This is a genomic window from Arsukibacterium perlucidum DSM 18276 (assembly GCF_000382165.1).
Lineage (GTDB): Bacteria > Pseudomonadota > Gammaproteobacteria > Enterobacterales > Alteromonadaceae > Alishewanella > Alishewanella perlucidum.
Genome location: NZ_KB907722.1, coordinates 21,159 through 42,097 on the forward strand (window position 1 = coordinate 21,159; position 20,939 = coordinate 42,097).

Here is a 20,939-nt window from a genome sequence, read left to right on the forward strand (position 1 = left end):
GAGCCTGTTATGCGTTACCCTCTGACCCTGCTATGCAGTGTATTATTGTTAGCCGGCTGCCAGCCGGATACCAGCCGGCCAGCAGAAAATGAGCCGGCAAGTCAGCCGCAAGATCTGCGGCAAGATTTGCGGCAAAATTTGCAAATAGTCCAACAGTTGCCAACGCCTGCCGATACCAGCCAGAATGCCTTAGATTGGCCAGGCAGCTATCAGGGGGTTACCCCTTGTGCTGATTGCCCGGGCATTAAAATGACCCTGCAACTTGATGCTGATCAGCGTTACCAGTTGTCGCGTTACTATCAGGAACGGGCAGATAAGCCAGAGCAGACAGCAGGCGAGTTTCGCTGGAGCAGTGACGGCCGGCAAATTCAGCTGGATGATGTCGGGGCAACTCAGTTTCTGGTAGGAGAAAACCGGCTGTTGCTGCTTAACCCGCAGGGCGAGCGGATTGTGGGTGAACTGGCAGAGCAGTACTGGCTGGATAAACAACCGGATGAACCACAGCAACTGACAGAGCCGGAATTAACTATTGCCGGCAAATGGCAACTGACCGAATTGCTGCAAAAAAGCGTGGATGCTGATAATAAAGTATTTTTGCAATTCGACCAGGCAGGCCGGGTCAGCGGCTATACCGGCTGTAATAACCTGACCGGTGGCTATCAGTTACAGGGGCCAAGACTGAGCTTTACCCCGCTGGCTACCACCCGTAAAGCCTGCATGCAAGACACGATAGAGCCACAATTACTGGATGTATTAAGCAAAGTTGATAACATCAGTATCGCCGGTGACGAGCTTAGCCTGAACCGGGCACGGATGGCACCGTTAGCCCGCTTTACCCGACAAAAAGAGTCCAGCGAAGACTAGGGCGCTATTGATAAAGTAAATACGGCTGGCGCTGTGCGGCGAAAGCCTGCAGCGCGCTCTGCCAGCTGGCCCTGATTTGCTGCTCAGTTAAGCCCTGTTCAATTTGCTGGCGTAAGGTCGCGCTGCCAGCCAGTTTGTCCATAAAATCCGGTGAATTAAAAAACGTCGCATTATTTTCGGCAAATAACTGCTGCCAGCTTATTAAGTAGCTTAAATCTAAACCGCCGGCCTGCAGCTGGCGCAAGTCCTGGCCTTTACTCGGGGTGTCTTTTAGCGGCGGATTAAGTGCCGCGCCGGGGGTGGCTACCGGGGTGAACTTAAAATCGCCCAGACTGTATTTATCATAGCCCAGCACCTGAAATGGAAAGGGGGTACCGCGGCCGACGCTTAATGGCGTAGCTTCGAAAAAGCCCAGCGATGGATACAGCGCGATGGCCTGATCATTGGGCAAATTCGGGCTGGGCGGTACCGGCAGGCTGTAGGCCATATCCCGCTGATAGTTTGCCACCGGAATAACGGTAAGTGCCAGTTGCTCTGCCTGGTTTATCCAGCGCTCACCTTTAATCATCAGTGCCAGTTCACCGACGGTCATGCCATGCAGCAGCGGGATAGGGTGCATGCCAACAAATGACTGATAAGCCAAATCCAGCACCGGGCCGTCCAGATAACGGCCATTCGGGTTAGGCCGGTCCAGTACCAGCATCGCTACCTTATGTTCCGCCGCCGCCTGCATCAGATAATGCATTGAGCTGATATAAGTGTAATAACGCACGCCAACATCCTGAATATCAAAAATGACGATATCCAGCGCCTGCATTTGGGCAGCAGTTGGCGCTTTACTGGCACCATACAAAGATAACAGCGGTATGCCCGTTTTGCTGTCGACTCCGGAGCTGACCTTGGCGCCGGCATCATGGTCGCCCCTGAAACCATGCTCCGGAGCAAAAATACTGACAATATTCACCTGCTGCGCCAGCAATACATCAACCAGATGCTGGCCGCCAACCCGTGAAGTTTGATTCACCAGCAGGCCAACTCTCTTGCCTTGTAACAATGGCAGATACTCCGCCAGTTGTGCTGCCCCCGGGGTGATTTGCTGTGGGGCAACGCTTTGCTGTGGCATTGTTTGCTCACCGCATCCTGCCAGCCCGGCAAGACAGAGTAGGAATACAGCTGGTAAACTTAACAGTAGCCTCATTGTCCGGCCTCCAGTGCCTGGCTGACAAAACCTTTGCTAGCGGCCAGCGCCTGCTGGCAACTTGCCAGATCCTGGCCGGTCAGCACCAGTAAAATGGCCAGCTTGGCGCTCATCCCTGCCTGCTGCAAGGCCGCATTGGCGGTAACACTGTCGCAGTCGGTAGCCTGCATTACTATCCGTACCGCCCGTGCCTCCAGCTTCTGGTTGCTGGCGTGTAAATCGACCATCAGGTTCTGATACACCTTGCCGCTGCGCACCATGGCAGCAGTGCTTAGCATATTCAGCAGCATTTTCTGGGCGGTGCCCGCTTTCATCCGGGTTGAGCCGGTTAGCACTTCCGGGCCTGTTTCGGCACAAATGGCAATGTCGGCGGCCGCTAAAATGGGGCCGCTGGCATTACAGCTTATCGCTACCGTAGTGGCGCCCAGTTGCCGGCCATAGGCCAGCGCCCCCATAACAAAGGGGGTGCGACCACTGGCGGCAATCCCTACCAGCACATCGTGCTGGCTAAAGTTAATGGCGGTGAGTTCTGCTACCGCCAGTTCCGGGCTGTCTTCAGCACCCTCAACTGCGCGCTGAATAGCTGTACTGCCGCCGGCAATCAGTGCCACTACCTGATTGGCTGGCACGCTGAACGTCGGCGGACATTCGGCCGCATCTAAAATGCCCAGCCGGCCACTGGTGCCGGCGCCCAGATAAATTAAGCGGCCACCACTGGCAAACGCCTGAACTATAGCATCAACTGCCCTGGCGACTTTTGGCAGGCAGGGGGTTATGGCGGATGCAACCGCATGATCGGCCTGATTAATCAGGCTGACGATGGCCAGGCTATTCAGCTGATCCAGTTTGGCAGAAGCAGGATTGCGAGCCTCGGTACTCATACTCGCCAGCTGTTGCAGCAATTCGGTTTGACTCATCAGGCACTCACTTAATAGATTCAGGGTTAACGGTTACGGATTATTTATTTGTGTCAGCTGCTTTGCCGCCAGCAGCAGGCCGCCGTCCAGGGCATTGCCGCTGGGGGCTTGCAGTAGCTTACTAATCTCGGCGCTTAGCAGCGACTGGCAGCTGGCTGCCAGGCCACCAAGCAATACTACCGGCAAGTTGCGCTGGCCCCGGCAGCAGTGAATAAGTTCAACAATAGCAGCGGCTTGCTGGCGCAGCAGCTGCTGTGCCAGCGAACAACTGCTATGGCTGAATACCAGTGGCGCCAGCGCGGCGAAGTCGGTGGCACTGGCCTGTTTTAGCCAGGGCAACACAGTATTGATATTATCACCACACTGGCAGGCCAAAGCCCGGGTTAACGGGCTGGTCAGGCCGTCGTCGCTATCGAGTTGCCACAGCAACTGTCGCACCGCCAGTTTGCCCAGCCAGGCACCACCGCCTTCATCACCAATATTAAAGCCCCAGCCGCCAATTTGCCGCTCGCTGCCATCAGCAGATAAACGCATCGCCACCGAGCCGGTGCCAAGTGCTACCACAACCACTGGTTGGCCATCATTGGCGCCATATAGTGAGGTGCGGGCGTCAGTGGTCAGTTGCCAGGCGGCAAAATCGAGCTGTAATTGCTGGCAAAAAGCCGTATGCAGTTGTGGGTTGCCGGCACCGGCCAGGCCAATACAAGCCACTACTTCAGCCGGGCTGATAGCCGCTTGCTGACACAGCTGTAAACAAAGTTGGCGAACATTGCTTAGCGCCAGCGCCAGATTATTTGATAGTTGGGCAGGGCCACCCGCTGCATGCCACTGCTGGCCACTTGCCACGTGTTTTAGCCTGGCCAGGGTTTTACTACCGCCACCATCTACTGCCAGTAAATACATTTAATTCTCCGGATTATGCGCGTTGCTAAGCGCTACTGCAGGCCGGGGCGAGCCAGCCAGGCATACCAGCCAGGCCACCAGCGTACCCAGGCATAACTGCCAGCTGAAGCCGAGATCCCAGCTTGCCAGGGTCGGGCTGATAAATTGCAGTAAATAGGGCTGCATTAACAAGGTGACACTAAAGCCGGCCAGCAGCGCCGCGGTCACACTGCCGCTGTTGCCTCTTTTACTGAACAGCGCAGTAAAAAACACGCCCAGCAAGCCACTGTAAGAAAACACCATCACACTAAGTGCAAATGCCAGCAACGGCATCTCAGAATACTGCTGCCAGTAAAAACACAGGATCGCCATGGCCGATAACGATACGGCGGTTAACAACATGGCCCACTGGCCCGCCCGGACATAGTGGCGCTCACTGGTTGCCGGCAGACGCCGCTGACGCCAGGGTTGATAAATATCAGCCACCAGCACCGAGGCCATAGAATTTAAACCGGAAGTAATGGTTGATAAGGCCGCGGCAATAACCCCTACCACCACCAAGCCACGCAGTCCTGAGGGCATTTCGTTTAAAACATAGTACATAAAGACGGTGATTTGTTCACCGCCAAAGCTGCCACTGTAACTGGCACCGTTACTAAACACATCGGGCCGCTGGTAATAGATATACAACAATAAACCAATTACGATAAACACCAGCATTACCGGGATAACCAACAACGCTGAAGATAACAGCGCTTTGGCACCGCCAGCGGCAGTTTTACAGGTTAATACCCGCTGGGTCATATCCTGATCAAGGCCAAAAGCCGCAATATTAAGCAGCACAAAGCCGGTTAGGGCAGACCAGATGGTAAATACGCCGCTGCTGCTAAAATCAGCTCTGAAATCAAACAGCAGTAATTTAGAGGTACCGTCGGCCAGCGGTTCGCTTAACACTGCGTATAAGCTGGCCAGGTCAAGTTGCAGGCTACTGTAGAGGTAGCCCAGCACCACCAGCGCCGCTGTGACGTATACAGCACATTGCATCGCGTCGGTATAAATAACAGAACGAATGCCGCCGGCCATAGTGCAGGCCAGCCCGATAACCGCCAGTAGCGCAATGGCGGTTATTACACTGGTTGCTTCAATATTGCTAAACAGCAACATGGCAACGGCCAGTGCGGCCATGTATAGGCGGGCGCCGCTGGCAAAAACCCGGCCAAATAAATACATTTTGCCTGCGTGGTTCTTGGCGGTAGCGTTAAAACGGCTTTCCAGCAATTCGTAAACCGTGGTTACTTTCAGCTGATAGTAGCGTGGGATCAGCCATTTTATTACCAGTAAGGTGGCGATAATGGCACCGATATTGGTAGCCAGATAAGTTAAATTACCACGAAAGCCCATATCCGGGCCGCCCAGAAAGGTTGCCGCAGATTGCGAGGTTGCCAGCACTGATATCGCGACCAGAAAGGGTGGCATGCTGTTACCACCCAGAAAATAATCACTGCTGTTATTGGCCCGGCGCCGGTTTACCCAGACAGCCAGCGTAGCCAACAGCAGGAAATAACCAAAAAATACCGTCCAATCTAAAAACGTTAATTGCATGGCGAAGGTCCCGAAGCACGGTTTTACGGTTTATTGTTATTTAGCGGAGCACCACTACTGGCGGGCCCGCGTTTTTTTTGTTTTACTGCGAGTCGTTACTTTTTGTTACTTTATCAAACGTTACTTGATTCAAGGCAATTTGATTAAAAGTTACTTTGACCAACCGTACCTTAACATAAGCGGAGTAAACAGTGTGTTGGATCAGCAGAGTCGGTGGCAACGGATATTGTTGGGATGTGTTTTCCTGTCGGGCATCCTGGCTATGAGTAGCCAGGCACAGCCAGGCGCAGGCCAGCTAAAAACAGCGTCCCCAGGCTCTGAACTCCCAACCTCAAAAAAACAGAATTCAGAACCGGCTGTGCGCCAGATGTTGGGCCAGAAGCTGATGCTCGACCTGCGCTACTATTGTCAGCAGGCAACGCCAGCCGGTGCCTGTCGCACGCCATTAACCAGTCTGCCAGCCGAACTGGCGGGGCTTATCAGCCAGTATAATATTGGCGGGGTGATTCTGTTTGCCGAGAATCTGCAAGACAATCAGCAAATCATTACCCTGAACCGGCAATTACAGCAGGCTGCGGCCAGTTCGGCGTTAAAGCAGCCATTATTTATCAGTATTGACCAGGAGGGTGGCCGGGTGGCCCGCTTGCCGCGGCAACTGGCGACGTCATTCAGTGGCAATATGGCGATTGGTGCCACCTACCCGTTGCATGGTAACCATTTTGCCACACTGAGCGGTACCATCCTGGCTGATGAGTTACTGGCGCTGGGTATTAACGTTAATTTTGCGCCAACGGTAGATGTCAACGTTAACCCCGACAACCCGGTAATAAATGTCCGCGCGTTTGCTGAAAACCCGGCTGTCGTGGCTGAACTGGGTGGTGCTATGACGGCGGCTATGCAACAGCGCGGCGTGATAGCCGCACTGAAACACTTTCCGGGCCATGGTGATACCCATGTCGACAGCCATTTAGGCCTGCCGCGGGTAGAGCATAGCCGCAAGCAGATTGATCAGGTCGATTTACTGCCGTTCACCGAGATTATTAATAAGCAGCAGCCGGGCATGATTATGACAGCGCATATTCAGTATCCGGCGCTGGACAGTACAACATTTACCGCTAAAGACGGCCAGCAAATGCTGAAACCGGCGACGTTATCGCGGGCTATCCTGCATGATTTACTGCGCCAGCAGCTGGGCTACAATGGCCTGATTGTTACCGATGCGCTGGATATGGCGGGGATCAGCCATTTTTTCAGCCCGCACGATGCGGTAATTGCTACTTTTGCAGCCGGCGCTGATATTGCGCTGATGCCGGTAAAACTGCAAGGCCCGGCCGAACTGGCAAATTTAGCGGCATTATTAACGGCATTGGAGCAGGCCGTAGAAAATGGTGAGCTGGACCGCACCGAGTTACGCGCTTCTTATCAGCGGATCATTAAGCTGAAGCAACAGTATCCGCTATTGCCGGAGGGCACTGCCGCTGCCCAGCTGGCGAAGGCAGATAAATTACTGGGTAGCCCGGCGCATCGCCAGGCTGAGCTGGCGCTGGCACAGGCGGCTATCACTCGGATCCCGTCTGCTGAGCATGCTAATAAAGCAACACTGCCGGCGCTTAACGGCAAGCAGATTGTGCTGATCATGCCAGATAGTAATAAAGCAGCAGCGCTCAGTCTGGCTTTACAGCAACAAAGCCGCCAGCCGCTTAGTATCCGTAGCCTGAGTTTATTGCAGGACGATCTGAGCGAGGCCGGCACGTTACTGGCACAAGCTGATGTGGTGATCAGCGGTTTTATTACGCCGATGCCATCGCTGGCTGAAATTGGCGGAATGGACGACGTTAGTGCCCTTGGCCCACTGGCAGCCCGTTATCAGCGCCAGCAACAGGATTTTCTGAGCTTACTGCGCCAGGTTAAGCAGTCGCAAACCCCTCATCTGTTTATCAGCCTGCGCGCGCCCTATGATGCGGCCATTTATGGTCAGTATGCCGATGTCTCTCTGGCCAGCTACGCTTATAACAGTGAAGATAACGCCATTGCAGCGGGTGATCCCGGTGCAACCTATACTGCGCTGGCCCGGGTATTGCTGGGCCAGGCAGAGCCAACCGGCAGTTTGCCGGTAACGGTAAAACCAGCAAGCACTGAGTTGGCAGCGCCGGCTAAGCCGAATAAGCAGGACAGCGCGCATTGATGCCTGCATGGTTTAAAGCCCATTGCGATGCCATTCTGGCAACCTTGCCACCGCAGCGGTTGCTGGCGCTGGATGCGCTGCGCGGCATAACTATTACTGCGATGATTCTGGTGAATAACCCGGGTAGCTGGAGCCATGTATACGGCCCGCTGCGTCACGCAGAGTGGCACGGCTGGACGGTTACTGATCTGATTTTCCCGTTCTTTATTGTTATTGTCGGCATGTCGCTGCAGCTCAGCCTGCAGCGGCAAAGCATTCAGGGTCAACATAGTCAGGGCCAACAAAGTCAGGCTAACTGGCAGCTTATCCGTCATGCGGCGGTCCGCAGCCTTAAGCTGTTTGGTTTGGGGCTGTTTCTGGCATTGTTTTACTATAACTTTGCCAACCCGGCTTACAGCTATCTTGAGCAAAAACTGCTGACCCTGCGCTGGCTGGGCGTATTACAGCGCATTGGCCTGGTGTACTTCGCTACCGTGCTGATTGTATTGTACTGTGGCACCCGCGGCCGGATAGGCTGGTTAGTTGGCTTATGCGTGTTGTATTTGCTTTGCATGTGGTATTTGCCGTATCAGGACAGCTATGGCAATACTTTTAGTGGCCTGCTGCTATTTGGTAACAGCTTTGCGGCCTGGCTCGACCATACGCTGCTGGGGGTTAATCACGTATATTATCGTACTGCCACGCCCTTTACCTTCGACCCTGAAGGGATTTGGTCTACCCTGCCTGCTATTGCCAGCTGTTTAACTGGCGTATTGCTGGCCCAGTGGTTACAAACTGATCGCCAGCTGGCCCATAAAATTCGTGGCCTGCTGCTGGCAGGCGTAATAGCGGTATGGCTGGCCGAGTTGTGGCACTTTAGTTTACCTATTAATAAAAGCCTGTGGACCCCCAGTTTTGTGCTGTTAAGTAGCGGTTTCTGTGCCATTGCTCTGGCAGCCTGTATCTGGTTGTGTGACATAAAACGCTGGCGGCGCTGGAGTGCGCCTTTTGTGGTGTTTGGCGCTAATGCAATTTTGTTTTTTATGCTGGCCGGCATCATGGCAAGGGTGTTGGTGATGATCCCGGTTGGGGATGGTTTGCTGAAAGGCTGGTTATTCAGCCGGTTGTTTCAACCGTCGTTCGGCAACCTGAATGGCTCACTGGCATTCGCGCTGGTTTTTCTGGCATTTTCTTACCTGTTAATGTACTGGTGCTATCGTAAAGGGTACATATTTAAAGTTTAACGGTTGCAGCAGGCGCCGACATTTGCAATTTGGGCTGCCTGCAGTAAGCTCAATATCAGAATAATGAACAAGTGAAGTGTGTATGCGCCGTGTTACCCTGTTGCTGGCATTGCTTGTGTTAACTGCCCAAGGGTTTATTTTTGCTGCAACCGCAGCTAACGTAACAGAACCGCCACCCAGCCGTCAGCTGGTGGTAGGTATTTATCAGAATCCACCGAAAATAGCGGTAACTGCCGATGGCAGTCCAACCGGTATTTTTGGCGATTTACTGCAGCATATTGCCGTCCGGGAACAATGGCAGTTAAAACCGGTAAGCTGCGACTGGGCTTACTGTCTGGAGCTGCTGAAAAGCGGTGATATCGATATTTTGCCTGATGTAGCCTTCAGCCTGCAGCGGGCGCAGGACATAAGTTTCCATCAAACCCCCGCCTTGTACAGCTGGTCCAGATTATACAGCCTGTCAGATCGCAACATAACAAAGTTGGCTGATTTAGCGGGTCTGCAGGTGGCGGTGTTATTAAACAGTTCACAGTATGTTTTTTTGCAAAATTACAGCCAGCAACAGCAACTGGATATTAAGTTGCAGGGGGTTAAATCGCTGCAGGCAGCTTTTAACTTAGTAGCTGCCGGCCGGGCCGATGTCGCGGTGGCGAATCACTTATTTGGTGATAGCCGCGCAGCAGAGTTTCAATTACAGGCCAACCCGCTGCGCTTTGACCCTGTCGAACTGTTTTATGCCACGGCTTTGGGCAAGAATCAGGATGTATTAGATACGATCGACCGTTATCTGCAGCAATGGCAATTCGACCCACAATCTTATTACTTTCAGACGGTTAATCGCTGGAGTCATGCTGATGTTAACGGTGGTGCTAATAATTCCCTGCTGCTGATATGGTCGGTATTAAGTGGTGTGTTATTGCTGCTCTGTGCTGTTGCGTTACTGTTTTATCACCGGCGTAGTAAGCGCCAGCTTAGCGAGTTGCAGCAGAGCCAGGACCGTTTAACAACTATTCTGAACAGTGTAGATGCCCATATTTATATTAAAGATAAACGCTCTCGCTATCAGTATGTTAATCATAAAGTGGCAGACCTGTTTGGCCGGCCTGCAGAGCAGATAGTGGGCCATACTGACAGCTTCTTCTTTGATGCGAAAACGGTCAGCCAGCTGCAAGTTAACGATCAGCGGGTATTGAGCAATGGCGAGCGGATTGTGGAAGAGGAGATAAATACAACCGCTGATGGCACCCAGCAACATGTGTATTTATCGGTTAAATTGCCGCTGCGCCATGCCAATGGCGACATTTATGCGTTGTGCGGTATTTCTACGGATATTACTGAACATAAGCAAAACCAGGCGGCAATTCATCAGCTGGCCTTTTATGATGTATTAACGTCGCTGCCCAACCGCCGCTTATTGCTGGAGCGACTGGAACAGGCATTCAGTCTGGCTGGCCGTATTGCTTGTCAGGGGGCCGTGTTGTTTATTGACCTTGATCACTTTAAAGATCTGAATGATATCCTGGGCCATGCAGTAGGGGATGAACTGCTAAGCCAGGTTGCCAGCCGGCTGAACGCTCAGCTGCGAAAAAGTGATACCCTGGCCCGCTTTGGCGGCGATGAATTTGTTGTCTTGTTAACCGAATTACAACCACGGCCCGATTTAGCCGGCCAGCGGGTAGAGCTACTGGCTATGAAGCTGATGGAAATGCTGAGCCAACCGTTTCAGCTGGCCGAGCGCACCTATACCATCAGCGCCAGTATTGGCATAGCCATGTTCAGCGACGCTGACAATGTTGACGAACTGCTGCAGCGGGCCGATTTAGCGATGTACGATGCTAAAAACCGCGGCCGTAACCGCTATTGTTTTTATGACAGTAAGCTACAAGCCAAGGTGCTGGCGAGATCGGCAATGCATACTGGTTTGCGGCATGCGTTAAGCCAACAACAGTTTAGTTTGTATTTTCAGCCGCAGTATCACAGTGATGGTCAGGTGCTGGGCGCCGAGGTGCTGCTGCGCTGGTTTGACCCTGAACTGGGCCAGGTATCCCCCGCTGAATTTATACCACTGGCCGAAGACAGTGGCTTAATTTTGCCGATTGGCGCTTGGGTATTACAACAAAGTTGTCAGCAACTGGCCGACTGGCAACATGATAAAGTGAAAGCAGGCTGGCACCTGGCGGTTAATTTAAGTGTCCGCCAGCTGCATGATCCAAAATTTGTAGAATTAGTCAGTGATACCCTGGCCCAGACCGGCGCCAATCCGGCAAATTTAGTACTGGAGCTGACAGAAACCCAGTTACTGCAGGAAATTGAAGCGGTTATCGTTAAAATGGAGCAATTGGGTAAGTTAGGTGTACGATTTTCACTGGACGACTTTGGTACCGGTTACTCGTCACTCAGTTACTTAAAGCGCTTGCCGCTTAATCAGTTGAAAATAGACGGCAGCTTTGTGCGCGATATCCTGGACGACCCCAGCGATGAGGCCATTATCAGGACTATTCTGGCGCTGGGTAACAGCCTCGAGTTGACTGTGATAGCAGAGGGCGTAGAGACAGTGGCGCAATATCTGGCATTGCGCCAATTAGGATGTCAGCAGTTTCAGGGTTATCTGCTGGGGCGGCCGGCACCGGTTACTGAATTGAGCTGTGCTCAGCAGACGCCGGGGTTATAACCAGCCAATCCTGCTATTGCTATGACCAGAGTGCCAGCCGGCCGAGAAACAACTGGCCGTGCTGCGACAGTAACCACAACAGCAAAATGCCATTGCCGATAATAACCAGTAAAAATTCACGTTGAAATAAGAACTTACGTTTTTTATGCGATAGCTTCTTCTGAGCCAGCAGGGCGCCGGGCCAGCCACCAATTAAACTGAACAGCTGCAGGCTCTGCTCCGGCAGGCGCTGGCCCTGGCGGGCTATTGCTGCGGCCTTGTCGGCACGGTACAGCCAGTAAGTGAACAAGCTGGCTTCAATGTATAAGATGGGCAGCACATAGGGCAGGGTACCAAATAGCAAGGCGATAACTACCAGCACCAGAAAGGCGCAGCGAAAATACAAGGCCACATCCTGAGTGTAATCAAGGTCTATGAAATCGGGATTAGCCAGTAGTGTGGCTTTAGCAGGGGCAGCGATAACTTTTAATTGGGTAGCAATGGGCCGGTCTTGTTTATCTTTGGCCAGAGTAAATTGCAGGCGGCAGCCTTCCGCCGGACGGATTTTGCTGTCAGTGAAATCACGGATATGAAAAAACAGTTGCCGGTTCTCGGGATCCGGCGCCAGGTTATCCGGTAATACAAAACCGAAACCTTTATCGTCGCGCCAGTGCACCACCTTGCCCGTCAACTGTTCTGGCTCTGTTGGCTGCATTGACTATTACCAAACCTCAGGTGTTGCAATAGCGAGAGTTTATCAGAAGTTTACTGAACAGTGGTTTAACGAGTTAGTAGAACTTTAGTTGCAAACCGCAGCTGTTTTAGCTGGCAATGTGCAGCCGCATAGATAAATCAACAGCCTGCACATGTTTGGTCAGAGCACCACTGGAAATAAAATCGACACCGGTAGTAGCCAGTTCTGTCAACCGCCCGGCAGTAATATTACCCGATACTTCCAGTTTCGCCTGGCCATTATTGATTTTTACCGCTTCGCTGATATCGGCCAGGCTGAAATTATCCAGCATAATAATATCGGCCTTTGCGGTCAGGGCCTGCTGTAGTTCAGCAAGATTTTCTGTTTCCACTTCTACCGGTTTGCCCGGGAAGTTTTGCCGGGCCTGTGCCACAGCTGCCTGAATAGAACCTGCTGCGGCAATATGATTCTCTTTAATCAGAAAGGCATCAAACAAGCCAAAGCGGTGGTTTAAGCCGCCACCACAGTGCACCGCATATTTCTGGGCAAAACGCAGCCCTGGCAGCGTTTTACGGGTATCCAGCAAGCGGGTGGCGGTATTGGCCAGCAGACTGACATAGTGGGCAGTGACGGTAGCAGTGCCACTTAACAGCTGCAAAAAGTTAAGGGCGCTGCGCTCACCGGTTAATAATAACCGGGCCGGGCCGGTCAGCTGACATAACAGGCTGTCGGCGGCAACCTGATCGCCATCTTTTACCTGCCAGTCAATGGTTACCTGGCCAGAGTTTGTAAACTGATTTAACTGAGCAAATACTTCGTCTACCCAGGCGGTACCACAAACCACACAGGCCTCACGGCTGATAATGGTGGCGCTGGCTTGCTGGCTTGCAGGGATCAGGCTGGCGGTGATATCGCCGTCGCTAAGTTGCAAAAAACCCAGGTCTTCGGCCAGCGCAGCCTGCACACTGCGTTTAATTTCCGGGGCCAGATAACGGTGGTGGGACGCTACAGTAGCTTGCTCAGTCATATTAATTTCGCTGGATTAGGGTCAGTTGGTTGCCTTGCTGGCGGAATTCTAACTGGTTTAACGCACTCATGCCTAACAAAATCTCGGTGCTGCCCAAATTTGGCACAACGCTGGCGCTAACCTGGCGCAGCACGATATCACCCAGTTGCAGCGATTCTATCTGGCTTAAATAGGCGCTGGTAATACCGTTGGCAGTGGCAACCTGAATTTGCCGGCCACGCGGCAGGCCCAGTTTTTCAGCAGTGCTTTGGGCAATAGCAACGGTGGTAGCGCCAGTATCAAGCAAAAAATCGACTGGTTGGCCGTTCAGCAGGGCTGTACCTACATAATGACCCGCCCGGTTGCGGATCAGCACGGTGCTGATTTCGCCGCTGCTACCCTGAATACTTTGCAGTTGCTGATTCGGGTTCCGCTTGCCGGCCAGGTAATCCTGAAAAAACAAAAATAGCATTACCAGCAGCAGTAGCCAGGCTAACCAGCTAAAGGCTTTGGCAAAAGGCGTTCGTTGCTCTGGTGCTTGCATTCACTGGCCTCAACATTGACAATGGCGGTCTAGCTTAATCACAGTGCGGGCTAAAGGCAAAAATTCCGATGAAAACTGCTCCCCGGCAATCTTGTCCACCAATCTTGCAGCGCCCTTCCACTCATTTTGATGAACGGCCGGAGGGCGAGCCGGTAAGCCTGCTGGTTATCCATAATATCAGTTTGCCCGCCGGCAACTTTGCCAGTGCCCCGCAGCAGGGCTGCCATGTAGACAACTTATTCTGTGGGACGCTCGATTGCAGTGCTCATCCAGACTTTGCCTCGCTAAAAGGGATCAGAGTCGCCGCTCATTGTGTGATCTGGCGTGATGGCAGTATTTTTCAGTATGTGCCTTTTGCCAAAAGAGCTTGGCATGCCGGCCAGAGTGAGTTCGCTGGTCGGGCCAGCTGTAACGATTATTCGATAGGGATAGAGTTAGAAGGCAGCGATAATTTACCGTATACTGAGCAACAGTACCAAAGCCTGATAGCCTTAAGCCAATACTTGCTGGCATGCTATAAGGACATCAGCCCACAGCGGATTGTCGGCCACTGCGATATCGCTCCCGGGCGCAAAACGGATCCCGGGCCGGCGTTTGACTGGGCATATTATCGGGCTGCAATTCGAGCCGCAATCAAGGAGAACAGGGAATGACGTTAATCAGTATGTTGCTGGCGTTAATTATCGAGCGACTGGCGGTACGCAGTGATGCCTGGCAGGCACAGCTCTATGTAAAAGCCTATATGCAGCTTAGTTTGAAAACCCCGCTGGCCAGGCTGGCCAGTAATCAACTGGGCCAGTATTTATGGTTGTTGTTGCCGGGCGCTGTAGTAGCGTTGGTACTGTGTCTGGTAGATAACCGCCTGCTTACCCTGATTGTTAACACCCTGGTACTGTTACTTGGCATTGGTTGCTGGCACTATCGCCAGTTGTACAAACAATATCTGAATGCGCAGGAGCGCGGCGATGCCGAAGCAGCGCACCTGGCGATGCAACAAATTCGTACCGACAGTGGTAGCAGTTTTGAGCAAAACAGTTATGGCCAGACCCTGATCTGGCTGAACTTTCGCTATTACGCCGCGACAGCATTCTGGTTTTTACTACTGGGCGCTTTTGGCGTGATTACCTATGTACTGCTGCGCCAGCTGCAGGAACGCTTATCATTAGTAGCTGCAGACGCAAGCACAGCAGCGACGGCTGACAGTGACGAAGTGGTTGCAGCCTATGCTGCTCTGCAACCAGAAACCGCAGGGCCGGATGCTGTGCATTACCTGACATATTGGGCGCAGTGGTTGCCAACCCGGTTATTTGGCTTAGGCTTTGCGTTAGTGGGTTATTTTTCGCGGGCATCCAACGCCTTGTTAGCTTACTTTATGGATTTTAGCACCGACAACGAGCAGGTATTGACTGAAGTTGCTACGGCGGCTGAGCCGCTGGAACAGGAGCAAATTAATACCCTGGATGAAAGCAGCGCCATGGTGCAGTTAGCCAAACGCAATATGTTGTTCTTTCTGGCCGTGGTAGCAGTGTTAACCTTAAGCGGTTGGTTGCGCTGAAATGGCGCACTCTGCTGAGCAGTTACTGCCATATATTGCGGCAACCTTTGATCAGATGCCGTTTAACCGCTTGCTGGGGTTACAGGTAAGCCGGTTTGCTGATGATGAGGTTGAGGTACGGTTTCCCTGGGCTGAGCAGTTGGTGGGTAATCCTATCCAACAGATCCTGCACGGTGGGGTAATTGCCACCGTGCTGGATGTTGCCGGCGGCATGATGGCGGTGGCCAGTGCTCTGGGGCGGATCAGCGAAATAGAACAAAGCGAACTGGTGCAGCGCTTTGGTAAAATGAGCACTATTGATATTCGCACCGACTATTTGCGGCCCGGCCGGGGCAAAGAATTTATCGCCACTGCCAGAGTGATCCGCTCTGGTAACAAAGTGGCCGTGTGCCGAATGGAATTGCATAACGAACAAGGTGTGCATATTGCACTGGGCACCGGTACTTATCTGGTGGGTTAGTGCGTGTTAACGCTTGCTGCCTGAATTTCTTCGCTGTTGCAGCCAGCAATCTGGGGTTACACAATGTCGTTAAGCCGGGAACAGAAGCTCGGTGGCGCCTTCGCCGCCAGTGCTTACACCCTTTGGGGCATCGCCCCGCTGTATTTTAAGCAAATTGATTTTATTGCCGCCACGGAAATTCTGGTACACCGGATTGTCTGGTCCTGTCTGCTGTTATTGCTGGTGTTATTGGCCCTGAAGCAGGGCGCTCAGCTTATCCGGTTAATGCGCCAGCCAAAATTAATGCTATGGCTGTTATTTACCTCGCTGATTCTGGGAGTTAACTGGGGGTTGTTTATCTGGGCGGTCAACAGTGATCATATGCTGGAAGCCAGCCTGGGCTATTACATTAATCCTTTGCTGAATGTGTTACTGGGCATGTTATTTCTGGGCGAACGGCTAAGAACCTTGCAATGGCTGGCTCTGGGGCTGGCGGCCAGTGGCGTGCTGATCCAGGTTGCTATTTTCGGTTCTATCCCCTGGGTCGCCCTGGCGCTGGCCGGCTCATTTGCTATTTACGGCTTGCTCCGCAAGAAACTAGCGGTGGAGGCAATCACCGGGCTGTTTGTCGAATCATTATTGCTGCTGCCAGTGGCATTGCTGTACTGGTGGTTTTATGCCGATAGCAGCGCCGTTAATATGCTGAACAATAGTGCGGGCTTGAATTTACTGCTGGTGGCAGCAGCCTTTGTTACCACCGTTCCTTTGTTATGCTTTATTGCCGGTGCCAGGCGCCTGCAGTTGTCGACCATGGGCTTTTTTCAGTATATCGGCCCCAGTCTGATGTTTGTGTTTGGGGTCTGGTTGTATCATGAGCCTTTGCGCCCAGCCAGTTTAATTACCTTCGGTTTTATCTGGCTGGCCCTGCTGATTTACAGCATGGACGCATGGCGTCATCTACGTTACCAGCGCAGCCTTTTGCGAAGCGCGGTGTGTTAAGCCAGAGTGCAGTTTACCGTTAATGTCATTGCAGGAGTAAGTTATGCCAGGCCCGTTAGACTTAATTGCTGTTATCTGGTTTTTTGTATTGTGGATAGGCTACACCCTGTTTGCCAAACGCAAAGCTAAGGTAGTCAGTTGTTTGTCGTTTGAGTTGCGGCGTAAACGCACCGACTGGATGCAAAAAATGTTGCTGCGCGACAATAAAATGGCCGATGTAGGGTTAATTTCCACCCTGGAACGCAACGTCACTTTTTTCGCTTCCAGTTCGCTGCTTATTTTAGCGGGTTTACTGACCGCTATGTCATCGGCCGAAAAGCTCAGCCTGATGCTGTCTAATCTGGTGCCCTGGGCAAATTACAGCGAAGGCTCGGTGCAACTGAAGTTGCTGTTGCTGACTTTTATATTTGTCTTCGCGTTTTTTCAGTTTACCTGGTCACTGCGCCAGTATGGTTTTTGCGGGGTATTAATAGGCGCAGCGCCCGATGGTCGTGATTTAACAGCAGATGATCAGGCGTTATACGCCAACCGGGCGGCCAAGGTAATTGATCAGGCAGGCCATTCGTTTAATTATGGCCTGCGCGCTATTTATTTTTCGTTATCGGCTTTATCGTGGTTTATTGACCCTGTTTTGTTTATGGTCAGCGCGGTGGTGGTGATGATCGTCATGAAACAGCGGGAATTTCACTCCAAAGTGCTGAAAGCCCTGCAGGAGTGCTAAAAAAGTAAAAAAGGGGTCTGAGTGAATAAATTATTCACTCAGACCCCTTTTTCAGGCTTCAGCAATTAGCGCCGCTCAAAGGCTTTAATCACCCGGGCCACGCCGTCGACATTGCGGGCAATATCCACGGCTTTATCTGCTTCCGGGCCTTGTACCAAACCCATCAGGAATACTTCAGCATTCTCGGTTACCACCTTAATATTCAGGCCGCTGACATCGCCATCGGCCAGCAGCTTGGTTTTGACCTTGGTGCTGATCCAGCTGTCGCGGGTGCGGGTGGTTAATGAAGTACTGTTGCCAAGCCGGATCTGATTATGGATATCGCGTACCCCCGGGGTGTCCTTGATTAACTGTTCAGCCTGTTGCTTTATCGCATTACTGCTGACCTGACCGGTCAGTAAAATAACACCGTTGTAACTGGTAACGTTAATATTGCTGCCATCCGGTATGCTATCGGCGGTGCCAATGGTGCGCCTGGCGCGGATAACAATACTATTGTCGTCCAGTTGTGAGCCGAGGGTGCGACGATCGTTGGCGGCAGTTGCCGCGGTTGCGCCACCGGCGACCACAGCCGCTGCACAGCCCTGAAGCAAAATAACAGCTGCAGTCAGCGCGATAAGTTTGCTGATGTTCATAGTTCTCCCTGCTGTGGAAACAGCGTAGTGTCAATTAGTTCGCAAATGCAATGCAATAAAAAGGTGTAACATTCAAATACCCTGGCCGGCCGGTGCGCCGGCACTTTTAGCTCAACATCCTGCTGGTTCAGCAAACCGGCGAGGTCGCTGTCGTTGTCGATGGTCAGGGCCACCACTTTCATATCGTTGGTTACCGCTGCTTCGACTGCTTTAATTAAGCTTTGTTCGGAGCCGGTAAGCGAAATAACCAGTAATACATCAGCAGCACCACCGAGCGCCCGTACCTGGCGGGCCAGGTAATCCTGATTAATATGATTATTCGGGTGCAGGCTGGAGATATCATTTTGCAAGGCCAGTGCCGGCAGGCAGGGGCGCTCGGTTTCAAACTGGTCGAGCAGCAGCTGGGCAAAATGGCCTGCCAGGCTATGGCTGGCGCCAGCGCCACAGCAAAGTACCTTGCCGCCATTAATCAGGCTGTTAACAATAACCAGCGCACTGTTTTCAATAGGCTCGGCCAGTGCTTCACTGGTGGCGATCATGGTTTGAATATTTTCACTGAAAAGCTGTCGGATATGTTCCTGCATTACCCTGTCCTTCTAACTGAATGCATTTTGCAGCCAGTTGTAGTGAAAGGGCTCGCGCCCTTCAATTGCTAATACGTCAATCCGGCATGGCTGATTCTGGCCGCCATGTTGCTGTAAATACCAGCGCACAGCCCGCAACAGTTTTTGTTGCTTGGCAACAGTTATGGCCGCAAGGGCACCGCCAAACGCATTGCTGGCGCGGTATTTTACCTCAATAAACAGCAGCTGCTCGCCCTGCCGCATCACCAGATCAATTTCGCCGGCTTTACACTGGAAGTTACGGCAAACCAGGCTCAGGCCCTGCTGCTGCAAATAGTCCAGTGCCAGTTGCTCGTAGCGCTCGCCTTTGTTATTCATCCTAAGTTATTCATGCTCAGGGTTCTTGTACAGCAATTAAGCGGTTATTACGATAACTTGCCCAGCTCAGTCGCCGCACAACGCTGCCATCTTTATCCAGACTGAGCTGACCGGTCAGGCCGGAGAATACCAGTGCCGGTAAATGCTGTTGTTGTTTCAGGCGGGCGATTAATTGATAGGCGTCATGGCCCATTGCATAAAGCCGCTGCAGTATTTCGTCCTGATCGGTAAACAACTGCTGATATTGTTCACGCAGTTGCACACTGCTTTGTTCACCCAGCATCCAGGGCATTTCGGTAAAGGTCAGGCCATTTAAATCCCGCTGCTCATTTTGGTCCAGGCTGGCACTGAAGCTACGCGAACTGGCATAAACCGGCAAGCGAGGCGCAGTCTGGTTTACTGATACGTCGACATAAGGTTTAAATAAACGGGTCTGCACCGGATCGGCCAACAGGTAAATGGCATCAATATCGAGCCGGCTATGCGGTTCAGCTTCTAATTTGATATTGCTACTGATTAAACCACTGATACTGCGGATCCGGTTCTGGCTGCTATCGGTTTCCAGCAAATTGCTGACAATCGACTCCAGTTCTGCTTTGGCACTAAATTGATAAAGCTCGGGAGTGGGGTGACCCAGGGCCTGCCACTGGCTGGCAAAATGCTGTTGCATCCGTTGGCTGATATTATTGCGGGCACTGATTACCACCGGGTGCTGGTAACCTTTTTGTTGAAACAGCTCTGCCATCTGACTTGCTTCATCTTCCAGGCTCAGCGCATAAAAAAAGTGATTATCCCTTTTCGGCTGGCCCGGGTCACGACTGTTTAAAAACAGGGTAGGCCAGGGCCAGTCTTGCTGCAGGCTGATTAAATCAACCTGGTCCCGTAGCAGCGGGCCGATAACAAAATCAACCAGCTGCTGTTTTAATGCAGCGGTAATCTGTTCCGGGCTTTGCTGGCTGTCGATAAAAATAAGCTGCGGCGCAGTTTCCTGTTCGCTGGCGGCACTGATCAGGCCGTATTGCAGCGCTTTGGCATGGGCCCGGAAATTACCGGTTAATGGCAGTAATACCCCAATCCGCTCTGGCTGATAAGGGGTTAAGGTAAGCAGTTGCTGCAGCGCCTGCGGTAAAGCATCAGGCCCTGGCATAAAGGGGTAGCGTTGGTGCCAGTCAGCCAATGCTTGCTGCAGAACCTGTTGCTGACCAATATTTACCCGGCTAAGCTGGGCCAGATTTAACCACGCCAGGTTGCGGTTAGTGGCATTGGTGCGCAGGGTGGCCAGGTTGCTTTGATTTAACGCAGTAAGCTGCTGCCACAGTACATTCCATAATTCGGGATAGTTGTCGGCACTTTGTTGCTGCTGGTCCAGTTGTAACAGCCAGCGGCTGGCTGCCAGGCTGCGCTGCTGGGTCGCATAAAACTGTGCACCCTGCCATAAGTATTCACTGACATTAGCTTCTGGCAACGTATCAAGGCTGGTGGTTTCAAGTAAGGCACTGGCTCGCTCGAGCTCATTGCTGGCCAGATAGGCCTGCAGCAATAATAAGATATTGCGCTGGCGTACCAGATAATATTCGCTGTTTGCCAGGGTGTGAGTTATCGCCAGTGCCAGCGGATACTGTTGTTGTTCTAATGCTGCCCGGGCTGCCCGCAGCAAATGTATTTGCCTGGCTTCGCCCTGATAATTACGGGCTTTTTGATATAACTCCTTGGCATCTTCAACAATAGTGACCGGCAATTCCTGCTCAGTTGACCCTAGCGGGCGCTCAGACGTTGTTTTTGGTTGCTGGGCGCAGCTGGCTAACAGGCCGCACAGGCTTAGAAATAGCAGTGGCTTTAATTTGCTGGAATTCACGTTGCACAGTACCATTAGGCTTTTAATAG

Annotated in this window: 20 protein-coding genes; 9 read left to right on the forward strand and 11 right to left on the reverse strand. The window is 52.3% G+C overall.

The annotated features are described in order from the left end of the window. Positions 1-9: 9 nt before the first annotated feature. Positions 10-864, forward strand: coding sequence for an META domain-containing protein (locus tag H141_RS20335; protein WP_019677006.1), 855 nt, complete (start codon positions 10-12; stop codon positions 862-864). Between the two features lie 4 nt (positions 865-868). Here the strand turns inward: H141_RS20335 and H141_RS0114515 are convergent, their stop codons facing one another. The 4 genes from H141_RS0114515 to H141_RS0114530 are packed head-to-tail and all read right to left on the reverse strand — an operon-like array spanning position 869 to position 5,463. Next, positions 869-2,062, reverse strand: a complete 1,194-nt coding sequence (locus tag H141_RS0114515) for an exo-beta-N-acetylmuramidase NamZ family protein (protein ID WP_019677007.1) — start codon at positions 2,060-2,062, stop codon at positions 869-871. Next, on the reverse strand, positions 2,059-2,979 hold the full coding sequence (gene murQ, locus H141_RS0114520; RefSeq protein ID WP_019677008.1) for an N-acetylmuramic acid 6-phosphate etherase: 921 nt from the start codon (positions 2,977-2,979) through the stop codon (positions 2,059-2,061). Before murQ ends, H141_RS0114515 begins: the two co-directional genes overlap by 4 nt. A gap of 33 nt (positions 2,980-3,012) precedes the next feature. Continuing rightward, positions 3,013-3,882 (reverse strand): glucosamine kinase nucleotide-binding domain-containing protein, encoded by an 870-nt coding sequence (locus H141_RS0114525; RefSeq protein WP_019677009.1) that lies wholly within the window; start codon positions 3,880-3,882, stop codon positions 3,013-3,015. Beyond that, the gene (locus H141_RS0114530) at positions 3,883-5,463 is read right to left on the reverse strand and encodes a sodium:solute symporter (protein ID WP_019677010.1); all 1,581 of its coding nucleotides are present in this window, start codon (positions 5,461-5,463) and stop codon (positions 3,883-3,885) included. 262 nt (positions 5,464-5,725) lie between these two features. On the opposite strand from H141_RS0114530, the gene H141_RS20340 reads away from it, so the two are divergent. The 3 genes from H141_RS20340 to H141_RS0114545 all read left to right on the forward strand — a co-directional run bounded on the left by H141_RS20340 (position 5,726) and on the right by H141_RS0114545 (position 11,542). Beyond that, positions 5,726-7,648: a glycoside hydrolase family 3 N-terminal domain-containing protein gene (locus H141_RS20340; RefSeq protein WP_205620402.1), complete on the forward strand. Its 1,923-nt coding sequence runs from the start codon at positions 5,726-5,728 to the stop codon at positions 7,646-7,648. Further along, positions 7,648-8,871 carry an acyltransferase family protein gene (locus H141_RS0114540; RefSeq protein WP_019677012.1) on the forward strand — a complete coding sequence of 408 codons (1,224 nt, stop codon included), beginning with the start codon at positions 7,648-7,650 and terminating at the stop codon, positions 8,869-8,871. The genes H141_RS20340 and H141_RS0114540 overlap by 1 nt, the downstream gene beginning before the upstream one ends. 82 nt (positions 8,872-8,953) lie before the next feature. Then, entirely contained in the window at positions 8,954-11,542 is a 2,589-nt protein-coding gene (locus tag H141_RS0114545) for an EAL domain-containing protein (protein ID WP_019677013.1), read from the forward strand. A gap of 19 nt (positions 11,543-11,561) precedes the next feature. On the opposite strand, the gene H141_RS0114550 is transcribed toward H141_RS0114545, so the two are convergent. From H141_RS0114550 to H141_RS0114560, 3 genes are all read right to left on the reverse strand, one after another. Further along, positions 11,562-12,236, reverse strand: coding sequence for a DUF1294 domain-containing protein (locus H141_RS0114550; RefSeq protein ID WP_019677014.1), 675 nt, complete (start codon positions 12,234-12,236; stop codon positions 11,562-11,564). 106 nt (positions 12,237-12,342) lie between these two features. Further along, on the reverse strand, positions 12,343-13,242 hold the full coding sequence (nadC, locus tag H141_RS0114555; RefSeq protein ID WP_019677015.1) for a carboxylating nicotinate-nucleotide diphosphorylase: 900 nt from the start codon (positions 13,240-13,242) through the stop codon (positions 12,343-12,345). Between the two features lies 1 nt (position 13,243). Further along, positions 13,244-13,765: a retropepsin-like aspartic protease family protein gene (locus tag H141_RS0114560; protein ID WP_019677016.1), complete on the reverse strand. Its 522-nt coding sequence runs from the start codon at positions 13,763-13,765 to the stop codon at positions 13,244-13,246. 68 nt (positions 13,766-13,833) lie between these two features. On the opposite strand from H141_RS0114560, the gene ampD reads away from it, so the two are divergent. From ampD to H141_RS0114585, 5 genes are all read left to right on the forward strand, one after another. Beyond that, positions 13,834-14,418, forward strand: coding sequence for a 1,6-anhydro-N-acetylmuramyl-L-alanine amidase AmpD (gene ampD / locus H141_RS0114565; RefSeq protein ID WP_019677017.1), 585 nt, complete (start codon positions 13,834-13,836; stop codon positions 14,416-14,418). Further along, entirely contained in the window at positions 14,415-15,320 is a 906-nt protein-coding gene (gene ampE, locus H141_RS0114570; protein ID WP_019677018.1) for a regulatory signaling modulator protein AmpE, read from the forward strand. The genes ampD and ampE overlap by 4 nt, the downstream gene beginning before the upstream one ends. Before the next feature lies 1 nt (position 15,321). Then, positions 15,322-15,780 carry a thioesterase family protein gene (locus H141_RS0114575; RefSeq protein ID WP_019677019.1) on the forward strand — a complete coding sequence of 153 codons (459 nt, stop codon included), beginning with the start codon at positions 15,322-15,324 and terminating at the stop codon, positions 15,778-15,780. A gap of 63 nt (positions 15,781-15,843) precedes the next feature. Further along, on the forward strand, positions 15,844-16,758 hold the full coding sequence (gene rarD, locus H141_RS0114580; protein ID WP_019677020.1) for an EamA family transporter RarD: 915 nt from the start codon (positions 15,844-15,846) through the stop codon (positions 16,756-16,758). A gap of 43 nt (positions 16,759-16,801) precedes the next feature. After that, the gene (locus tag H141_RS0114585; protein WP_019677021.1) at positions 16,802-17,479 is read left to right on the forward strand and encodes a DUF599 domain-containing protein; all 678 of its coding nucleotides are present in this window, start codon (positions 16,802-16,804) and stop codon (positions 17,477-17,479) included. A gap of 65 nt (positions 17,480-17,544) precedes the next feature. Here H141_RS0114585 and dolP read toward each other — a convergent pair whose 3' ends face one another. Genes dolP through H141_RS0114605 form a run of 4 tightly spaced genes read right to left on the reverse strand, consistent with a single transcriptional unit; the run spans position 17,545 to position 20,910 of the window. Then, on the reverse strand, positions 17,545-18,114 hold the full coding sequence (gene dolP, locus H141_RS0114590; RefSeq protein WP_019677022.1) for a division/outer membrane stress-associated lipid-binding lipoprotein: 570 nt from the start codon (positions 18,112-18,114) through the stop codon (positions 17,545-17,547). Next, on the reverse strand, positions 18,111-18,698 hold the full coding sequence (locus H141_RS0114595) for an SIS domain-containing protein (RefSeq protein ID WP_019677023.1): 588 nt from the start codon (positions 18,696-18,698) through the stop codon (positions 18,111-18,113). The genes dolP and H141_RS0114595 overlap by 4 nt, the downstream gene beginning before the upstream one ends. Positions 18,699-18,710: 12 nt before the next feature. Beyond that, positions 18,711-19,055, reverse strand: a complete 345-nt coding sequence (locus H141_RS0114600) for a YraN family protein (protein WP_019677024.1) — start codon at positions 19,053-19,055, stop codon at positions 18,711-18,713. Positions 19,056-19,071: 16 nt separating this feature from the next. Further along, the gene (locus tag H141_RS0114605) at positions 19,072-20,910 is read right to left on the reverse strand and encodes a penicillin-binding protein activator (RefSeq protein ID WP_240473131.1); all 1,839 of its coding nucleotides are present in this window, start codon (positions 20,908-20,910) and stop codon (positions 19,072-19,074) included. Between the last annotated feature and the right edge of the window lie 29 nt (positions 20,911-20,939).